The sequence below is a fragment of the Actinoplanes oryzae genome (assembly GCF_030757795.1).
Taxonomy (GTDB): domain Bacteria; phylum Actinomycetota; class Actinomycetes; order Mycobacteriales; family Micromonosporaceae; genus Actinoplanes.
The window spans coordinates 14,181-32,525 of record NZ_JAUQWH010000073.1 but is presented as its reverse complement, the minus strand read 5'-3'; the positions used below and the strand labels follow the sequence as shown (position 1 = coordinate 32,525).

Genomic DNA, 18,345 nt, shown 5'->3' with positions numbered 1-18,345 from the left:
GTTCGGGGCGGGCTGATCTGCGTTTCAGGCGGTTGACCGCGAACTGCAGGTTGCGGCCCTGCCGGCTCAGCGCCGGAACGCTGGGCTTTCAGCGCCCGCGCCGGCGATCCGATCGAGCTGACCGAGCTGACCGAGCGTGCGTTCGCCCGGCTGGAGCCGGCTCTCTGCGGCCCGGGAGCCGTCTGTTGAGCGGCTACGCGAGCTTGCCGCGGAGTTCGAGGTCGATCTGGGTGGCGTCGAGGGTGGCGAGGGCGTCGGTCAGCACCTCGGCGTCGAAGGTGCCGTGGTCGCGGGCGTCGAGGAGGGCTGCACGCTGGGCGGCCAGGACTGCGAGCCGGTGCTCCTTCGCGGCGGTGAAGTCGCGCTCCGTCGGGGCGGAAACCGACGGCGAAGCGGATGGCGATGCCGAGGCCGAAAGCGACGGCGAAGCGGAAAGCGGCGGCGAGGCGGAAGGCGATGCCAAGGTGGAAAGCGACGGCGAAGCGGAAAGCGGCGGCGGGGTGGAAAGCGACGCCGGGGCGGGGACGGATTCGCTGCTCGTTCGCAGGAGGGCGAAGAGCCGGTCCCGCTCCTCGGCCCGGCGGGCGGCGAGCGCCGCCTGATCGGCCGCGGGCGCGATGCGGCGCAGCAGGGGGCCGATCGTGCCGCCCTGGACCAGCAGGGACAGGGCGGCGACCGCGAAGGCGACGAGCACCAGCACCGGGCGCTGCGGGGTGTCTTCCGGCAGGGTCTGGGCGGCGGCCACGGTGACCGCGCCGCGCATGCCGGCCCAGACCACGGCAATGCCCTCGCGCCGGCCCAGGGGCTGGCGGAGGAAGTAGTCGATGGTGGCGAGGCCCATGATGACGCGCCGGGAGAAGAGGTCCAGGTCGCGTTCGGACGGCTCGCGCCGGCGCCGGGAGTTGACCTCCTTGAACGCCTCCTGTTTGCCCTCGGAGGTGCCGAGCTTCTCGTGCATGTCCTGCAGCATCGGCCGCATGCCGGCGCCGTGGCGGGCGCGGCGGGCGAGGGCGGCGAGGAGCAGGGTCACGTACGCCGCTCGCACCAGCACCGTCAGCACGAGCGCTCCGGCCGCCACGAGGACGGCGGTGCCGACGCCGGCGTGGTCCTGCTCGACGTCGGCGACGATCGCCTTGATCTGCAGGCCCATGGTGAGGAAGACCGCGCCTTCGAGGACCAGTTCGGCCGTACGCCAGTTCTGGGTGTCCGACAGCCGGTTCTGCGGTGACAGGTCGCGGGGCGCGCGGATGCCGGTGACGAGTCCCGCGACGACCGCGGCGACCAGGCCGGAGCCGCCGAGCAGGGTGGCGGGCACCGAGGCCAGGAACGGCACCGTGAACGAGATGACGGTGTTGACGGCCGGGTCGGTGACGCGGCGGCGCACCACGAGGTTGAGGCGGCCGGCGAGCCCGCCGACGAGCAGGGCGACGACGACCGACCACGCGAAGGTGCCGGCCGCGTCCCAGAAGGAGAAGGTCGCGGCCGTGGCGACGATCGCCGTGCGGAGCAGGACGAGGGCGGTCGCGTCGTTGAGCAGGCTCTCGCCGTCGAGCATCGCCACGACGCGCTGGGAGACCGAGGTCTGCTTGACGATGGAGGTCGCCACGGCGTCGGTCGGGCTGACGATCGCGCCGAGGGCCACGCCGTACGCGAAACCGAGCCCCGGGACGGCGTACATGAAGAAGAGCCCCAGCCCGAGCGCGGTGCCCACGACGAGCGCCACCGAGAGGCCGCTGATCGCGCCGAACTCGCGGCGGAAGTTCATCGCCGGCATGGACACGGCCGACGAGTAGAGCAGCGGCGGCAGCACGCCCTCGAGGATCCATTCGGGTTCGATGTGCGCCGACCCGAACACGGGCAGGAAGCTCGCGCCGACGCCGATCGTCACCAGCACCAGCGGCGCCGCGATCCCCAGCCGCGGTCCGGCCACGGTGGCCGCGGCGATCACGACGAGGCCTGTCACCATCACGACGAGCAGTTCGGTCACCGGTCAAGACTGGCAGCCGCCGCGCGGTGCCCGCAGGCGGTTCAGGCGCGCCGGCTCGTCCGGGTGGCGTGCAGCGTGGCCAGCAGGCGCAGGCGGTCCGCGGCGGGGGTGCCCGGCTCGGCGGTCCAGACCAGCAGGACCGGGCCGGGGCTGCCGGGCAGCGGATAGGTGTCCCAGTCCAGGACGATGTCGCCCACCTCGGCGACGTGGAAGGTCTTGGTGCCGCTGACCGACTCGCGCACGTCGTGGCGGGCCCACAGCCGGCGGAACTCCGCGCTGCGGATGCTCAGCTCGCCGACGATCTCGGTGGCGCGCGGGTGCGTGGGGTCGGTGGCGACGGCGGCGCGCAGCATCCCGATGTACTCCAGGGCCTGGTGCTCCCACGCGACACAGCTGTATCCCCGGGTGAGCGTGTCGTCGAAGAGCAGCAGGAGCATGTTGAGCCGGTCCGGGGGGACGATGCCCGGGTCGCCGAGCAGCGCCTCGGCCAGCGGGTTCCAGTCGAGCAGGTCGAGGTGCCGGCCGAGGACGACCGCCGGGGTGTCCATGACCCGCAGCAGCCGGCGGGTGCTCGCCGGCACGCTTTCCGCCGTACGGTGCACCGGGGCGGGCGCCGGTCGCCGAGCCGCCTGCGCGAGCGTGAACAGGTGCCGGCGCTCCTCGTCGTCGAGCCCGAGCGCCCCGGCGAGCGCGTCGAGCACGTCGTCGGAGGGGCGTACCTCCCGGCCCTGTTCCATCCGCTGGTAGTAGTCGGTGCTCAGCCCGGCCAGCAGCGCCAGCTCCTCGCGCCGCAGCCCGGCCACCTTCCGCCGGCCGCCGGGCTCGAGGCCGACGTCGCGCGGGTGCAGCCGGTTGCGGCGGGCGCGGAGGAAGTCGCCGAGCTCCCGGGCGTACGGATGGGTCATGCCCTCAGTGTGCCGCCCGGCCGGACCCGCAGGGTAGGTCCCGCAGGACCAGGGAAACCGTCCGGGAGTCTCCTAACGTCGGCGGTCCACCGCTGTTCCAGGGAGCTTGACATGACTGATCTCGCCGGCCGGGTGGCCGTCGTCACCGGCGCGAACTCGGGCCTCGGCCTGGTCACCGCCACGACCCTGGCCGAGCGCGGCGCCCACGTCGTGCTCGCCGTCCGCAACACCGCCGCCGGGAGCGACGTGGCGCGCCGCATCGGGGGCGAGGTGCGCGAGCTGGATCTGGCGTCGCTGGCGTCCGTACGCGCCTTCGCGAAGCAGCTGGTCGCCGACCATCCCGCGATCGACCTGCTGGTCAACAACGCCGGCGTGGTCCTGCTCGGCCCGCGCCGCACCACCGCCGACGGCTTCGAACTGCACCTGGGCACCAACATGCTCGGCCCCTTCGCGCTGACCGGCCTGCTGCTCGACGCGCTGACCGCGGCGCCGGCCGCCCGGGTGGTCAGCCTCAGCTCGATCACCCACAAGGGCGCGCACCTCGACTTCGACGACCTGATGAGTACGCGCGACTACCGCGCCGCGCCCGCGTACGGCCGGTCGAAGCTCGCCACCACCCTCTTCGGCCTCGAGCTGGACCGCCGCCTGCGCGCGGCCGGGTCGCCGGTGATCAGCACGCTGGCGCACCCCGGCCTGACCCGCACCAACCTGACGCCGCGCGCCTGGGAGCACCGCGGCCGCCTCGGCCGGCCGATCGCCTGGCTGGGCCTGCTCGCCACCCAGCCGGTCGAGCGCGGCGCGCTGCCGCAGCTCAAGGCCGCGACGGATCCCGGCGTACGCGGGGGGCAGTTCTTCGGCCCGGCCGGGCTGGGCGAGACGCGGGGGCGGGTCACCGAGGCCCGGCTGAGCAGGGAGGCCGCCGATCCGGCCGTCGCCGCGCGCCTCTGGGCCGTCGCCGAGGACCTGACCGGCGTCCGTTACCTCTGAAGCTCCTCGCCGAGGATCGCCTCGAGCCACGACCTCGGACGCCGCCTTCGCCCACCTGTGACCGCCCGGTCACCACCTCAGCGCCCCGGCATCGCCAGGGCGGCGTCGGCGATCAGCTGGACCAGGCCGGCCCGGTCGGCGGCCGGGCCGGACCCGACGGCGGCGCCGTACTGACTCACCACGCCAGGGCGGCAAGCCGCGTCGTGGACAGCCACCGGGAATGGGCGGAGGACCGGTCATGGGTGGTGGGGCGTGAGGACGGCGTGGTCGCCGCGGTGGTCGACGACCATGGCGAAGCTGTAGCGGTCGACGGCTCGGCAGTGGGTGAGGTCCTCGGTCAGGTCCACGCGGCCAGCAGGGCGGTTGCCTGCGATGCCCGGACCAGGCCGCGGGTGCCGTTGGTGGTGGCCTGGATCAGGCCCCGGCCGTCCAGGGTCGCCCGCGCGAGCTCGGCGGGTGAGTTGCCGAAGTCGAAGTCGCCGGGCTTGACGCCGTGCTCCTCGCCGGCGAGCAGCCTGCCGGGGTGGGAGGCGCGGAAGGCGCGGCCGGCGGCGACCGACGGTGCGCAGAGCACGTCGGTCGCCCCGCGGTCGAAGGCCACGGCTGCCGTCGTGAAGGCACGGATGACGTCGATGACGACCACCACCGCGCCGGCCGGCAGGTCGGTGCCGAGCCCGGTGATGCGCACTGCTCTTGTCTGCATGGTGCCATGGTGCGGTCAGGAGTCGACCTTGATCTCGGCCTTGTCGCAGGAGGAGCGGGCGGAGCGCAGGGCCCGGTCGACGCCGGGGCCGTCGCCGTTGGCCGCGGCGTCGAAGGCGTCCTGGATGCGGCGCATGCACGGGACGAGGGCGTCGCGCTGGCTCTTGGTCTCGGCGAGGTCGGTCTTGGTGGTGCCGAGCTGGCTGGTCAGGTCGCCGGTCTTCTTCTCCGCGTCGGCGAGCTTCTGCTGCGTGCTGGTGACGATGCTCTTCTGCTCCTCGACCTGGGCGGTCAGGTCGGCCCGGGTGTCGCGGAGGTTGCCCTTGGTGTCGTTGAGGTTGCCGTGCTCGTTGAGGTAGAGGCCGAGCATCAGGCCGCCGAAGACCAGCAGGAGGGCGGCGGCGATGCTGAGGACCAGGACGGTGGGGCGGCGGCGCTCGGGCGGTGCCGGGTAGGGCGTGGCCGACACGGGCGGGTAGGGCGGCGGCGCCGGCAGCGGCGCGGTGGGCTGCGAGGTGTTCGGCGGGGGCGCGGGCGGGAACTGCTCCTGCGGCGGATAGGTCACGGCTCTTCCTTCCACAAAAGAGAGAGTGGGATCAGCAGACGTCGAAGACGTCGCAGGCGGTCCGGATCGGGACGGCGAGGCCGATGCCCTCCGCGTCCTCCGCCTTGGCGTCGGCGATGCCGACGACTTCCTTGCGGGTGTTGACGACCGGGCCGCCCGAGTTGCCCGGGTTGACCGGCGCGTCGATCTGGATCATCGTGCCGGGGCCGCCGACCCGGGCGCGGACGGCGCTGACCACGCCGGTCGTGATGGTGTCGGTGAGGCCGAGCGGGGCGCCGACCACGAGGATCTGCTCGCCGGACGCCGGGGCCGCGGCCGCCGCGGTGATCCCGGTGATCTTGGCGCCGATCGTGAGCAGGGCGAGGTCGTGCCGCGGGCTCACGTCGGCGATCGTCGCCGTGTAGCCCTTGGCGTCGCGTTCCAGCCGGACGGTCTTGCGCCCGGTGGTCCACACGCTCTCGATCACGTGATAGGCCGTCAATATCCGGGTACGGCCGCCGGCGGGCTTGCCGACGGCGAAGGCGCTGCCGCTGAAGTCGCCCGCGATGACCTGGAAGACGCTGGGCAGCGCGGAGGCGGCGACGGCCCGCGGGTCGAAGGCCTGCCTGCTGCGCTCGTCCAGCGCGCCGAGCCGGGTCTCCAGGGTCTTCACCCGCTTGTCCAGGGCCGTGGCCTGCTGCCCCGCCGCGGCGTCGGCGAGGTCGAGCTGGTGCCGGTCGGCCGCCGCCTGCTGCCGCAGCTGGTCGATCCGGTCGCTCTGCCGGTGCAGGGTCACGACCAGCACGACCAGCACGACCACCACCGCGACGGCCCCGAGGAGACGTAACGCTTTGAAGAGAGCCACCTACGGAAAGTATCGACCGGCGGGGCCGAGCGGTGGGGGCCGAACAACCCCCATCTACAGATCGTCGGTGGTGAGGAGCCCGTCCTGGAGGGCCCGGGCGACGAGGGCGGCCTTGGTCGGCGCCTCCCGGCCCACGTTCGCGTACTTCACGCGTACCCGCTCCAGGCAGGAATTCACCCGATGCACCGTGAGGTGCAGGCGGCGCGCGACCATCTCCTTGCTCTCGCTGTGGAACCATTCCAGCAGCACCTCGGTCTCGCGGGGCGACAGCCGCGGCCGGTGCGGCCGGTCGTCGGTGCCGAAGGCGCCGGAGAGCGCGGGCGGGGTGTAAGGCGTCCCCGCGGCGGCCGCCCCGATCGCCGCGACCAGGTGGTCCTCCCCCTCGGCCTTCGTCAGGTAGGTGCACGCGCCGATGTCCAGGCAGGTCAGCACCGTGTCCCGGTCGGCGCGCATGCTGTAGACGATCACCTGGCGGCCGGCGTCGACGAGCCGCTTGAGATCCCCGTACGCGGGACCCGTCACGTCCAGCTGCAGGTCCAGCACCACGACGTCGGCCGTGGCGCCCGGCGGCAGCCACGCGACCGACACGTCCGGGCCCCACGCCACCACCTCGATCGGCGGATCGGCGAGCGCACACCAGGCGCGTACCCCGGCGTGCACCACGGGATGGTCGTCCACCACGACAACGCTGATCATGCCGCCCCCTGCCACACCGCCTGGATCCACCAGCGGTCGCCGTCGAGCACCGTCGAGCGGCGCACCCCGTCGCCGTCGGGCAGGTCCGGGGGCGCCGAGCAGCGGGCGACGACGCTGACCGTGACCGCCTCCGGCGTGCCGGCGACCGTGAGCCGCACCTTGCCCCGGGCGGTGGCCAGCGCGGCGATCGCCGGTTCGGTGAGCCGCCGGCGGGCCGGGGGCGGCAGCTCGGGGCGGGCGCCGTACTCGGCGAAGGACACCGGCACCCCGTTGCGCTCGGCCAGCTCGATGCAGGCGCGCAGCTCGTGCGCCAGCGGGTCGGCGACCGCCGCGTCCTCGCCGAGCAGCCGGCGCATCCGGGCCGCCTCGGCCGCGCACCGTGCCCGCACCCGCGGGTCGGCCGGGTCCAGCTCCCCGGCGGCGAGGCCTTCCAGCAGGGGTACGGTGCCCGGCGCCAGCTCCGCCCACCGGCGCTCCCGGTCGCGGTGCAGCTGCCGGCCGACCTCCTCGGCGGTCCGCACCCGCTCCGCCTCCCGCAGCACCCGGGCCGACGACACGGCCAGGCCCCGCAGCACGGCGGCGACCATGGCGATGCCGAGCTGGAAGGACAGCACCGCCCACGACGCGTTGACCACGCCCGCCACGCTCAGCGCGGCCTGCCCGTCCACGGCGGCCTGGGCGAACGTCACGGCGTACTGCGCGGCGAGCACGGCGGCGAGGAGCGCCACCGGGCTGTCGAGCAGGACGAGCACGAGCGGCCAGCCGGCGTCCCCCTCGGACCAGTGCGCCGGGCCGAGCCGGAACTCGGGGCGCACGGTGGCGGTCGCGACGATGGAACACACTGCAACCGCCACCACCAACGGCCAGCGCGGCAGTTTCCTCGCCCACGCGGCGATCAGGGTGACGGCCACCAGCCCGGCCCAGACGGCATATTGCGCCGGCAGCGACGTGTAGGCCTCCGGGGCCGCCAGCAGGTGCGGCAGATCGAGCAGCACCAGGACGGCCAGCACGGTGACGACCACGGCCCAGTGCAGTCCCCGTTGGAAGCTCGCGGCGATGACGCCCTCGTCGCCGTGCACCTCCGGAACGGCGAGCCGGCACACCAGCGTGACGGTGGTACCGGTTCCAGGGCTGCTCACCACGTGCGCCTCGCCGCCCCGGCGGGTCATGCGGTCCTTGATCGAGCGCGTGACCCCGTACCGGCGGGGTGGGGTCTGTGCGGGGTCGAAGCCCCGGCCCTCGTCACAGATCTCGACTGTCACGGTCGCGCCGTCACGGCGTACGGAAATGGTGGCTTGGCCGACCCCCGCGTGCCGCACGACGTTGGTCAGGGCCTCCCGGGTGCCGCGGCTGAGCGCGACCGCATCGACCGCCGGAAGCAGCAGGTCCCCCGGTGTACGCCACGAGATGTCCAGCGGCGTGGGCGCGGCGACGTCGTGCAGCAGCGCGATCAGGTCGAGCTCCCCGTCGGCATCCGGGCGGCCGATCTCGCGCAGGTCCCGGCGCGCCTGCTCGGCGAGCCACGGCTCACGCCGGGTCAGGACGCCGTTGCCGATCATCAGCAGGGTCACCGACGCGGTGTCGTGCAGGGCGGCGAGATACTCGCGCTCGTCGGCACGGCGGGCGGCGGCCACGGCGGCGGTCCGGCGCAGTTGCTCGCCGCGGGCGACGATCTCGTCCGCCGTACGGGCACTGCGCCGCACGAACCGGTAGAGCGCCCAGGACAGCGCCGCCTCCGCCGCCGTCCAGATCTCGACGGTCTCGTTGACCAGCCAGCCGCCCGGGTCGGCGAGGATCGTGCCGGCGTAGTGCGCGCCCACGACCGCGCTGACAGCGACGCCGAAACCGATTCCGGACAGCAGCCACGGGTACGTCACGACGGTGATCGCCACGGCGATGAGGACCCAGGTGCCGCCGCCACGCGGGTCGGACTCCACGGTCCAGGGCTGCGTGAGGCCGACGGCGACCATGACGGCCACGTCGGCGGGCGCCCACCGCCGGGTGCCTTTCCACGCGTAGAGCAGGTTCCAGGCGGTGAGCGCCAACGCCACCGGCGGCGCCGCCCCGAAGAGCACCGCCGCCGTGCTGGACAGACCGACGACGATCAGGCGCAGCGCGAGGGCGTACTTGCGGCCCTGCCGGAGCAGGCTCGCCTCGACCGCGCCCGATCGACGTCCGTCCACATGGGTCAGCCTACGAACAGCAGCCGGTTGGGGGAACCGGTTCCCGGGCTGGTCACCTTGTTCGCGGTCGCCCGGTTCACCAGGTTGTCCCGGACCTGGGCCGGGGTGTAGGACGGGTTGGCCGACAGCACCAGCGCCGCCGCGCCCGCCACGTGCGGCGAGGCCATCGACGTACCGCTGATCGTGTTGGTCGCGGTGTTGCTGCTGTACCAGTCGGACGTGATGGACGAGCCCGGCGCGAAGATGTCCAGGCAGGTGCCGTAGTTCGAGTACGACGCGCGGGCGTCGGTGCTGGTCGTCGCGCCGACGGTGATCGCGGCGGCGACCCGGGCGGGCGAGGAGTTGCAGGCGTTCGCGGTCGAGTTGCCGGCCGCCAGCGCGTAGGTGACCCCGGAGCTGATCGAGTTCGCGACCGCGTTGTCCAGGGCGGTGCTCGCGCCGCCGCCGAGGCTCATGTTCGCGACCGCGGGCTTCACGGCGTTGCTGGTCACCCAGTTGACGCCCGCGATCACCCCGGCGTTGGTACCCGACCCCGAGCAGTTCAGCACCCGCACGCCGACGAGCTTGACCTGCTTCGCGACCCCGTACGTGGTCCCGCCGACCGTGCCCGCCACGTGCGTCCCGTGCCCGTTGCAGTCCACGCCGCCGGTGCCGACCGCGTCGTAGCCGAAGCTGGCCCGGCCGCCGAAGTCGTTGTGCGTGTACTTGATGCCGGTGTCGATGATGTACGCCGTGACGTTGGACGCCGTCTGCGTGTAGGTGTAGGTGGTGCTCAGCGGCAGGCTGGCCTGGTCGATCCGGTCCAGCCCCCAGGTCGCCCCGGACTGGGTCGCGGTCAGCGAGACGGTCTGGTTCTGCTCGACGTAGGCGACCGAGGGGTCGGCGGCGAGCCGCTTGGCCGCGGACTCGCTCAGCTTCGCCTCGAAGCCGTTGAGCACCGAGCCGAAGGTCCGGGCGACGCTGCCGTCGTACCTGGCGGCGAGATCCGCGCTCTTCGCCGTGACGGCGGCGGCCTTGACGCTCGTGGCGCCCGCGGCGTCCTTCAGGACGACGATGTAGCTGCCGGGCACGGCCGTCGCGGTGCCGGCCAGCAGGATCTGGCCGGTGGGCGCGGCGAGCGCGGGGGTCGAGGTGAGGGCGGCGGCGGTGGCCGCGGCGAGGCCGGCGGCCAGGGCCGCACCGAGGCGGGGTCGTCGAATCGCCATGGGGATCCTCTCGTCCTTCGGACGCCGGGTGAGCGCCCGTTCCGCCGAGACTAAGCCCCCGGTATGCATCGCTGTCTATACCGAAAACGCCATACCGTAGGTCACCAGATGCGGGTGCGGGAGCGGCCGGCGGACAGGGCGGCGATCGGGCCCGGGGCGGCGGTGGCGGGGCGGGTGGCGCCGGTGAGGTCGGTGGTGATCACGGCCGGGGTGCCGTCGGGCTCCTCGAAGTCGGCGTCGGCGAAGCGGACCCGGGGCAGGTCGCGGCCGCCGACCACGCCGAGGCGCGCGTCGCCGAAGCCGGCGGGCAGGTCGGTGACCAGGTAGACCTCGTCGCCCTCGGCCTCGACCGAGACGGCGCCGGCGTCGAGGACGTGCGGGGTGGGCTCGCCGGCGAAGGGGCGGGCCCCGGCAAGGTAGACGTTGTCGCGGGCCCAGACCGGCTGCAGGACGTCGGCGAAGCGCTGGTGGTCGCCCGCGGGCTGGGCGGCCAGGCGGGACAGGTACTCGTCGAAGGAGGACGGGTGCGCGTCGTAGCCGGCCAGGCCGTAGCCGGCCTCGGTGGAGCCCGGCTGGCGGCGGTCCTTGTCGTACGCCTCGGCCAGGGACCCGCCCAGGAAGATGTTGCCGATCCAGCGGTCGTCGCCGCCGCGGATCACGGCGTAGCCGGCGACCTGGGTGCTGTGCGGCCGGTGGTAGGGAGTGGCCCGGTCCAGCACGGGCACCAGCCACACCGCGCCGGCGACCAGGTTGCCCACGAAGGCGCCGCCCTGGCTGAACGACTCGAAGGAGGCGCGGGAACCCAGGACGTTGTGGTCCACCAGGTACGGGCCGTGGCTCACCTCGACGAAGAGGTCGCGGTTGTTGTCGTGGTAGACGTTGCGGGTGATCCGGGTGCCCTGCGTCTCCCAGTCCAGCCACGTGCCCAGCGAGCAGTCGTGGATGCGGTTGTGCCGGATCGCCACGTCGATGGCGGCGTGCAGCTTGATGCCGCCGATCTCGTAGCCGTAGAACTCGCGCTTGAGGGCGATGTGGTGGATGTGGTTGTCCTCGATCGTCGAGAAGACGCAGCCGAGGTGCCCGACGATCCCGTTCTGCCCGCAGTGGTGGATGGTGTTGCGCCGCACGACGTGCGAGCCGATGTGCTCGGCGTCCCAGCCGATCTGCCGCGCCGAGAAGACCGACTCCAGCTGGTACTGGTAGCCGGGCTTGTCACCGCGCTCGGTCGCGTAGTTGTGGCCGGTCGACGCCTCCTTGCCAAGCGAGATGCCCGAGCATTTCGCGTCGTGGATGTCGTTGTCCTCGATGATCCAGCCCTTGGCCCAGTTCGGGCCGATGAGCCCGGGCTGGTCGGCGGTGGGCGGCGTCCACGGGGAGGCGGCCTGCGCGAGCTCGAAGCCGCGCACGGTGATGTAGTTCAGGTGCGGGACGAGCGGATGAAACACCGACCGGCGTACGTTGATCTCGGTCAGCTCCCGGTTGGGATCGGCGCCCTGGAAGTTGGCCCAGATCGTCGTCGCCTCGGGACCCACCTCCGCGTACCAGACGAGCCGGGTCTGCTCCTCGTCCGGCACCGGCGTCAGCACACCGGTCCAGTTGTCGAGGACCTCGGTGCGCAGCGGCGGGTCGTCCAGCTCGGCCCGGCCGGCGACCTCGTAGAAGCTGCGCCCGTTGAGGTAGACGTCGCCGAGGTGCTTGTGCGGCGCCCCCTCGTCGTAGACGATCCAGTCGCCGGCGACCTCCTCCGCGTACGGGTTGAAGTCGCCGAAGAGCGCGTTGGGCAGCACCGCGCGCCACACCGTGCCGCCGTCGGGCTCCCAGGTGGTGACCCGCTCCGAGCCCTTGATCACCACGTGCTCGCCCTCGGCGGCCGTGTAGGTGATCCGCCGCGTGTCGCTCAGCCCGCCACGCCGGGGCGTGACCCACTCCCGGTACTCCCCCGCGTGCACGACGACGGTGTCGCCCGGCCGCGCCTCGGCGGCGGCGCGGTTGATCGTCCGGAACGGCTCCTCCGCAGAGCCGCTGGACTGGTCGGAGCCGGTGGTCGCCACGTGCAGCAAGGTCATGAGGGGACCCTAGAGTTCCGGAAGAAACGGTGTCAACGCTCCGAAAGTTTCGGGGGCTCCGCTAGGGTGGCCGGATGACCGACGTCTCTCTGCCCGACGCGCAGGATCCGCTGGTGCTCGCCATGGACATCGGGTCGACCGCGACGCGGGGCGGCGTCCACGACGCGGCGGGCCGGCGTGTGCACGGCCTGCAGCACAAGGTCCCCCACGCGTTCACGGTCGCGCCCGACGGCACCTCGGTCATCGACCCCGAGCAGGTGACCGCGGAGGTCGGGCAGGTCCTCGACGCGGTGACCGCCGACCCGCGCCTGGGGACCCGCATCGCCGGCGTCGCGATGGACACCTTCGCCGCCTCGCTGATCGCGGTCGACGCGTCCGGGCGCGCGCTGACCCCGTGCCTCACCTATGCCGACTCCCGCAGCGCCGGCGCGGTCACGGACCTGCGCCGGGAGCTCGACGAGTACGCGGTCCAGCAGCGCACCGGAACCCGCCTGCACACCAGCTACCACGCGCCGCGCCTGCGCTGGCTCGCCGCCACGCAACCGCGCGTCGCCGCCGCGGCCGCGCACTGGTGGTCGCTGGGCGAGTTCATCTGGCACCGGCTGATCGGGCAGCCGCTCGCCGGCACGTCCACCGCGGCGTGGACCGGGCTGCTCGACCGGCGCACCGGCACGTTCGACGCCGAGCTCCTGGCCGCCGCCGGCCTCGACCCGGATCGCCTCACCCCGCCGTCGGACGACCCCGTGCCCGCCACGACCCGGCCCGCGCTGGCCCGGGCCGTGTGGTTCCCGGTAATCACCGACGGCTACGCGAGCACCATCGGCTCCGGCGCGCTCGACGCCACGGTGCTCACCGCGGCGACGGCCACCAGCGGCGCGCTGCGCGTGCTGCTCGACGGCCCGGCCGACCCGCTGCCGCCGGGACTGTGGAACTACCGGGCCGACGCCCGGCGCACCCTGCTCGGCGGGGCGATCAACGACGTCGGCCGCGCCGTCAGCTGGGCGCAGAGCACGCTCCGGCTCAGCCCCTCCCCCGAGGCCGCCCTCACCGCGCCGCCCTCCTCCGCGACGCCGCTCGTGCTGCCGTACCTGACCGGCGAACGCGCCCCGGGCTGGGCCGGCAGCGCCCGCGCCGCGTTCGGCGGGGTGTCGGCCGCTACCGACGCCGACGCCCTGTTCCGCGGCATCGTCGAGGGCGTCGCCATCACGTACGCCCGGGTCGCCGACGAGCTGCACCCGGCCGCCCCGCGGATAGCCGAGGTCGCCGCGGCCGGCCGGGTCAGCAACGACCAGCCGTCGTGGCTGCAGATCCTCGCCGACGTCCTCGCCCGCCCCGTCACCCACGTGACCCGCCGCCGCTCCACGCAGTGCGGCACCGCGCTGCTCGCCCTGGACACGCTGGCGCCCGGCGTCGCGCGCGAGCCCCGGACCACCGGAGCGACCTACGAGCCGCGCCCGGCCCACGCCGGGTACTACGCCGACCGGCGCGCCCGCTTCGCCGAGATGTACGACACCCTCGTCAATCCGGCTCGGCCATAGCGTCGTCGTCGGGGTGGCTCGCGAACTCGGCGGGGCTCGCCTCGCGCAGGGCGACCAGGGGCTCGAGATCGGCGACGGACCCGGAGACGCCGCCCGGCACGAGCCTCAGGGCGGCGCCGTCACGCAGGCAGAGGACCGCGTGCTCGCGGGCCGGGGGCGAGCCGCAGCCGCCGCGCGGGCGTTCGATGACGGCGTGGACGCGGCGGTCCGACGGCCCGCGCAGGGTCATGCTGATGCTGTAGCGGCCGGCCCAGGTGCCGGTCAGGCGGTAGCCCGGGACGTCCGGCACGACCAGCGGCAGGCCCACGGCCGCGAACTTCTGGGCCCGCCACCGGTCCTGCGCGGCCCACGTGAGCAGGACCGCGAGCACCACGACGACGGCACTGCCCTTCCTCCCGTACGCGATGAGCGCGTGCACCGCGACGGCAGCGGCGCCCCAGAGCAGGGCTGCCTCGACGCGGTTGCGCTCCGCCCCGGCGACCAGCGGCAGCACGGCCAGCGGAACGAGCAGAAGCGGCACGGCAACCTGGCGCCCGGGCCCGCCGGCGACGACGCGGAACGCGGCGACGAGGGCGACGGCCGCCACCGTGGCGACGAGGCCGAGACTCAGGGCGGTCGTGACGTCCTGGTCGGCGTAGTCGGGCACCTGGTACGCGCCGAGGGAGCCGAGCACGACCGCGATCGCCCCGGCGGTGGCAAGGCCGCAGACCGTGGCGCCGGCCGCTGCCCGTACGTCCATCCGGCGATGGTTCCAGCCGGGCGCAAGCCGCGTCTGTCCGCCGGGCCCGGGGCCACGGCGGTAGCATGGGGGCGCGGAGCCGGTGACTTTCGGCAGAGAGAGGCAGCCGGCCGCACCCATCCTGGGACGACGTCATGGATTTTCCCGACCGGCAACCCCTGACCATCGAGGTGTCCCCGCCCGGGCCCGGCCGTCGCGCCCGGCTGGCCGTCACCGGCGAGCTCGACCACGACACCGTCGGCGCCCTGCGCGAGACCGTCGGCGAGCTGCTCGACCGGCGACCGGCCTTCGTGGAGCTCGACCTCGGCCAGGTCACCTTCATCGACGCCGCGGGCACCCGCGGCCTGCTGCAGTGCCACGCCGCGGCCACCGGCCACGGCACCACCCTGAGCCTGCGCAACCTGCACCCGCTCGTCCTCGACGTCCTGCGCCTCGTCGGCGCCGACGCCGTCCTCGGCCTGCCCGGCCGGGGCGGCCTCAGCGACGCGGGCCTGTACCGCCTGCAGCACGCCTGACCCTGCCTGCCGAGCTCCCGGGCCGCTGCCGCCGGGCCGTTCACCGCCGGCCGAGCGGCACGCGGCCCGGCGAAGCCGCCCCTCCGCATCGGACACCGCGCGCCGGCGGGGTGGCACCTCCGGCGCCGCCTGCGCCCCTAGTCGGTGAAGGCCGAGTGGTAGTCCTGGAACTCGCGGCGCTGGGCGTCGAGCTCCGGCGAGCCGGTCGGGTAGACGTGGTCGAACATCGAGACCGGCTGCGGGTCGGGCAGGGCCATGACCCGGTCGCGCAGGTCCAGGGCGAGCTTGCGGGCGTCCTCGTCGACCTGCTCGAAGAAGTCGTCGCCGGCGATGCGCTGCTTGGTCAGGAACGCCTTGACCCGGCTGATCGGGTCCTTGGCCCGCCACTCCTCCACCTCGCCGGCGGCACGGTAGCGGGTGGGGTCGTCGCTGCTCGTGTGCGCGCCCATCCGGTACGTGTACGCCTCGATCAGCGTCGGCCCCTGGCCCAGGCGCGCGTTGTCGAGGGCCGCGCGCGTCACGGCGTACGAGGCGAGCACGTCGTTGCCGTCCACCCGGATGCCGGGGAAGCCGAAGCCGTCGGCGCGCCGGTGCAGCGGGATCCGGGTCTGGCGCTCGGTCGGCTCGGAGATGGCCCACTGGTTGTTCTGGCAGAAGAAGACGAGCGGCGCGTTGTACACGCTCGCCCACACGAACGCCTCGCTGACCTCGCCCTGGCTGGTGGCGCCGTCGCCGAAGTACGCGATGACGGCCTCACCCTCGGGCGTGCCGGTCGCGCCGTCCAGGGTCACGCCCATCGCGTAGCCGGTGGCGTGCAGCGTCTGGGCGCCGATGATCAGCGTGTACTGGTTGAACTTGTGCTCGTTGGGGTCCCAGCCGCCCTGGTCGATGCCGCGGAACAGGCCGAACGGCATGATCGGGTCGATGCCGCGGGTGTAGAGCACGCCGTGCTCGCGGTAGGTCGGGAAGACCATGTCCTGGTCGCGCAGCGCCCGGCCCGAGCCGACCTGGGCGGCCTCCTGGCCGAGCAGGCTCGCCCACAGGCCCAGCTCGCCCTGGCGCTGCAGCGCGAGACCCTCGGCGTCCAGCCGGCGCACGATGACCAGGTCCCGGTAGAGGTCCCTGTACTCCTCGTCGGTGAAGTCGGCCGAGTACGTGACGCCGTCCGCCGTCGTGACGCTCCCGGCGTGCTCGCCGTCGGGCGTCAGCAGCTGGATCAATCCGTCGTCCGCCATGTGCGGTCCCTCCCTCGCCGATCATGGACCGTGACACACCTTAAGACCTTCCGCACGTACCGGCGGGTAGTCTGCGGCTGTGAGAGAGGCGACTGTCGTGGTCATCGGGGCCGGGCAGTCCGGGCTCTCGGCCGGTTACCACCTCAAACGACGCGGCATCGCCCACGTGATCCTCGACGCCGAGTCCGCACCGGGCGGGGCGTGGCAGCACCGCTGGGAGTCGCTGCGGATGGCGACCGTCAACGGCATCTTCGACCTGCCGCGCTTCCCCAAGCCCGCCCTCGACCCCGAGGAGCCCAGCCGCACGGCGGTGCCCCGCTACTTCGCCGGCTTCGAGCGGGCCGCCGGGCTCACCGTGCTGCGGCCGGTCACGGTCTCGGCCGTCCGCGACCGGGGCCGCAGGCTGCTCGTCGAGACGGACCACGGCGACTGGCTCGCCGAGGCGATCATCAATGCCACGGGCACGTGGACCAACCCCGTCCTGCCGCACTACCCCGGGCAGGAGTCCTTCCTCGGCCGGCAACTGCACACCCACGAGTACGTGTCGGCGGACACGTTCACGGGCGAGCGCGTCGCCGTGGTCGGCGGGGGCATCTCCGCGGTGCAGCAGCTCGAGGAGATCTCGCGCGTCGCCACCACGTACTGGTACACCCGCCGCGAGCCGTACTTCCGGGACGACTTCACCCCGGAAGGCGCCGGCCGCGAGACCATCGCCAAGGTCACCGCCGACGTCGAGGCGGGCAACCCCACGGGCAGCGTCGTCTCCTACACCGGCCTGATCTGGACCCCGTACGCCCTGGCGGCCAAGCAGCGCGGCGCCCTCGACCGGCGCCCGATGTTCACGGCGATCGAGCCGCGCGGCGTCCGGGAGGCGGACGGCTCGTTCACCGCCGTCGACACGATCCTGTGGGCGACCGGCTTCAAGGCCGCCCTGGCCCACCTCGACCCGCTGCACCTGCGCAACGACCGCGGCGGCATCACGATGACCGGCACCCAGGTCGCCGCCGACCCCCGCGTCCACCTGGTCGGCTTCGGCCCCTCCCAGTCCACGGTCGGCGCCAACCGGGCCGGCCGCGCGGCGGTCTCCGCCCTCGCCAAGTATCTGGACACCCACCCGGACGATTGACTAGCGTCGATCACCGTGCAGGGATCCCCGGACATCGAAGCGGCAGCCTTCGTGCTGGACGAGGTCGTCGGCTACCTGGTCCCGGCGGCGTTGCGGGCGGCGGCCGTCACCGGCGTGGCCGACCATCTGCGGAACGGCCCACGGCCCGTCGCGGAGCTCGCCGCGGCGACCGGTGCGACCGAGGCCGGCCTCCACCGGGTGCTGCGCCTCCTGGCCACCCGCGGCATCTTCACCGAGGCCGCGCCGGGGGTGTTCGCGCTGACTCCCCCGGCGGCGGCCCTGACCACGGACGCACCCCATCCCGTACGCGCGGCGGTCCTCATGATGACGGACCCGGCCATGTGGCGCTCGGCCGGCGAAGTGGCCGAGAGCACCCTCGACGGCAAGCCCGCCTTCGACCGCATCTTCGGCGCTCCCCTCTTCGACCACTACGCGCGCAACCCGGAAGCCGTGGCCGCGTTCAACGACGGCATGGCGCAGTACTCCGGGCTGGAGAACGATCCCGTGGCCGCCGCCTGCACCGTTCCCCCGGACGCGCACGTGGTCGACCTGGCGGGCGGCCAGGGCGGACTGCTGTGCGCGGTGCTCCGCCGCCATCCCACGGCGACGGGCACGCTGTTCGACCTTCCGCACGTGCTACCCGGCAACGTGCTCGCCGCGGACCCGGCGGTGACCGGGCGCTGGCGCCTCGAGCCCGGCGACTTCCGCACCGAGGTCCCGCCGGCCGACGTCTATCTGATCAAGCGCATCCTGCACGACTGGGACGACGACACCTGCGTACGCCTCCTGCGCACCTGCGCCGCCGCGGCCCGCCCGGGCGCCCGCATCCTGGTGATCGACCCGGTCCTCCCCGAGGGCGACACCCCGCACCAGGCCAAGGCCGTCGACCTCCTGATGATGACGGTGATGCCCGGCCACGAGCGCACGGCCGCCCAGTTCGAGCGGCTCCTCGCCACCGCGGGCCTGCGCCTGACGCGGATCATTGACATCCCGGCGATGCCGGTCTCCGTCCTGGAAGCGGTCATTTCCACGACCGGTTGAGATGCCTCTAC

Annotated in this window: 16 protein-coding genes; 5 read left to right on the top strand and 11 right to left on the bottom strand. The window is 73.7% G+C overall.

The genetic code is table 11. The features are described from left to right. Window positions 1-193 precede the first annotated feature (193 nt). On the bottom strand, window positions 194-1,987 hold the full coding sequence (locus RBH18_RS23170) for a cation:proton antiporter (protein WP_306211125.1): 1,794 nt from the start codon (window positions 1,985-1,987) through the stop codon (window positions 194-196). Window positions 1,988-2,028: 41 nt separating this feature from the next. Then, window positions 2,029-2,892 carry a helix-turn-helix transcriptional regulator gene (locus RBH18_RS23165; RefSeq protein ID WP_306211123.1) on the bottom strand — a complete coding sequence of 288 codons (864 nt, stop codon included), beginning with the start codon at window positions 2,890-2,892 and terminating at the stop codon, window positions 2,029-2,031. A gap of 111 nt (window positions 2,893-3,003) precedes the next feature. On the opposite strand from RBH18_RS23165, the gene RBH18_RS23160 reads away from it, so the two are divergent. Next, a complete protein-coding gene (locus RBH18_RS23160) occupies window positions 3,004-3,879 on the top strand; it encodes an oxidoreductase (RefSeq protein ID WP_306211121.1) in 876 nt (291 codons plus the stop codon). A gap of 337 nt (window positions 3,880-4,216) precedes the next feature. Here the strand turns inward: RBH18_RS23160 and RBH18_RS23155 are convergent, their stop codons facing one another. The 7 genes from RBH18_RS23155 to RBH18_RS23125 form a co-directional block, all read right to left on the bottom strand. Next, a complete protein-coding gene (locus RBH18_RS23155; protein ID WP_306211119.1) occupies window positions 4,217-4,582 on the bottom strand; it encodes a 2-phosphosulfolactate phosphatase in 366 nt (121 codons plus the stop codon). 15 nt (window positions 4,583-4,597) lie between these two features. Further along, window positions 4,598-5,146: a hypothetical protein gene (locus RBH18_RS23150; protein WP_306211118.1), complete on the bottom strand. Its 549-nt coding sequence runs from the start codon at window positions 5,144-5,146 to the stop codon at window positions 4,598-4,600. 31 nt (window positions 5,147-5,177) lie between these two features. Continuing rightward, a complete protein-coding gene (locus RBH18_RS23145) occupies window positions 5,178-5,990 on the bottom strand; it encodes a trypsin-like peptidase domain-containing protein (RefSeq protein ID WP_306211116.1) in 813 nt (270 codons plus the stop codon). 54 nt (window positions 5,991-6,044) lie between these two features. Next, on the bottom strand, window positions 6,045-6,686 hold the full coding sequence (locus RBH18_RS23140; protein WP_306211114.1) for a DNA-binding response regulator: 642 nt from the start codon (window positions 6,684-6,686) through the stop codon (window positions 6,045-6,047). Continuing rightward, the gene (locus tag RBH18_RS23135) at window positions 6,683-8,869 is read right to left on the bottom strand and encodes a sensor histidine kinase (RefSeq protein ID WP_306211112.1); all 2,187 of its coding nucleotides are present in this window, start codon (window positions 8,867-8,869) and stop codon (window positions 6,683-6,685) included. Before RBH18_RS23135 ends, RBH18_RS23140 begins: the two co-directional genes overlap by 4 nt. 5 nt (window positions 8,870-8,874) lie before the next feature. Beyond that, entirely contained in the window at window positions 8,875-10,074 is a 1,200-nt protein-coding gene (locus tag RBH18_RS23130) for a S8 family peptidase (RefSeq protein WP_372338969.1), read from the bottom strand. Between the two features lie 101 nt (window positions 10,075-10,175). Next, window positions 10,176-12,140 (bottom strand): right-handed parallel beta-helix repeat-containing protein, encoded by a 1,965-nt coding sequence (locus tag RBH18_RS23125; RefSeq protein WP_306211111.1) that lies wholly within the window; start codon window positions 12,138-12,140, stop codon window positions 10,176-10,178. A gap of 74 nt (window positions 12,141-12,214) precedes the next feature. On the opposite strand from RBH18_RS23125, the gene RBH18_RS23120 reads away from it, so the two are divergent. Then, entirely contained in the window at window positions 12,215-13,678 is a 1,464-nt protein-coding gene (locus tag RBH18_RS23120; protein WP_306211110.1) for a gluconokinase, read from the top strand. Here RBH18_RS23120 and RBH18_RS23115 read toward each other — a convergent pair. After that, window positions 13,659-14,417, bottom strand: a complete 759-nt coding sequence (locus RBH18_RS23115) for a hypothetical protein (RefSeq protein ID WP_306211109.1) — start codon at window positions 14,415-14,417, stop codon at window positions 13,659-13,661. The two genes, RBH18_RS23120 and RBH18_RS23115, sit on opposite strands and share 20 nt — an antisense overlap. A 134-nt stretch (window positions 14,418-14,551) precedes the next feature. Between RBH18_RS23115 and RBH18_RS23110 the strand changes: the two genes are divergently transcribed. Continuing rightward, a complete protein-coding gene (locus RBH18_RS23110) occupies window positions 14,552-14,932 on the top strand; it encodes an STAS domain-containing protein (protein WP_306211108.1) in 381 nt (126 codons plus the stop codon). Between the two features lie 137 nt (window positions 14,933-15,069). Here the strand turns inward: RBH18_RS23110 and pdhA are convergent, their stop codons facing one another. Further along, on the bottom strand, window positions 15,070-16,167 hold the full coding sequence (pdhA, locus tag RBH18_RS23105; RefSeq protein ID WP_306211107.1) for a pyruvate dehydrogenase (acetyl-transferring) E1 component subunit alpha: 1,098 nt from the start codon (window positions 16,165-16,167) through the stop codon (window positions 15,070-15,072). A 79-nt stretch (window positions 16,168-16,246) separates the two neighbouring features. Here pdhA and RBH18_RS23100 point away from each other — a divergent pair, with 79 nt between their 5' ends. Then, window positions 16,247-17,293, top strand: a complete 1,047-nt coding sequence (locus RBH18_RS23100; RefSeq protein ID WP_306211106.1) for an NAD(P)-binding domain-containing protein — start codon at window positions 16,247-16,249, stop codon at window positions 17,291-17,293. A 15-nt stretch (window positions 17,294-17,308) separates the two neighbouring features. Beyond that, entirely contained in the window at window positions 17,309-18,334 is a 1,026-nt protein-coding gene (locus tag RBH18_RS23095) for a methyltransferase (RefSeq protein WP_306211105.1), read from the top strand. The last annotated feature ends 11 nt before the right edge of the window (window positions 18,335-18,345 follow it).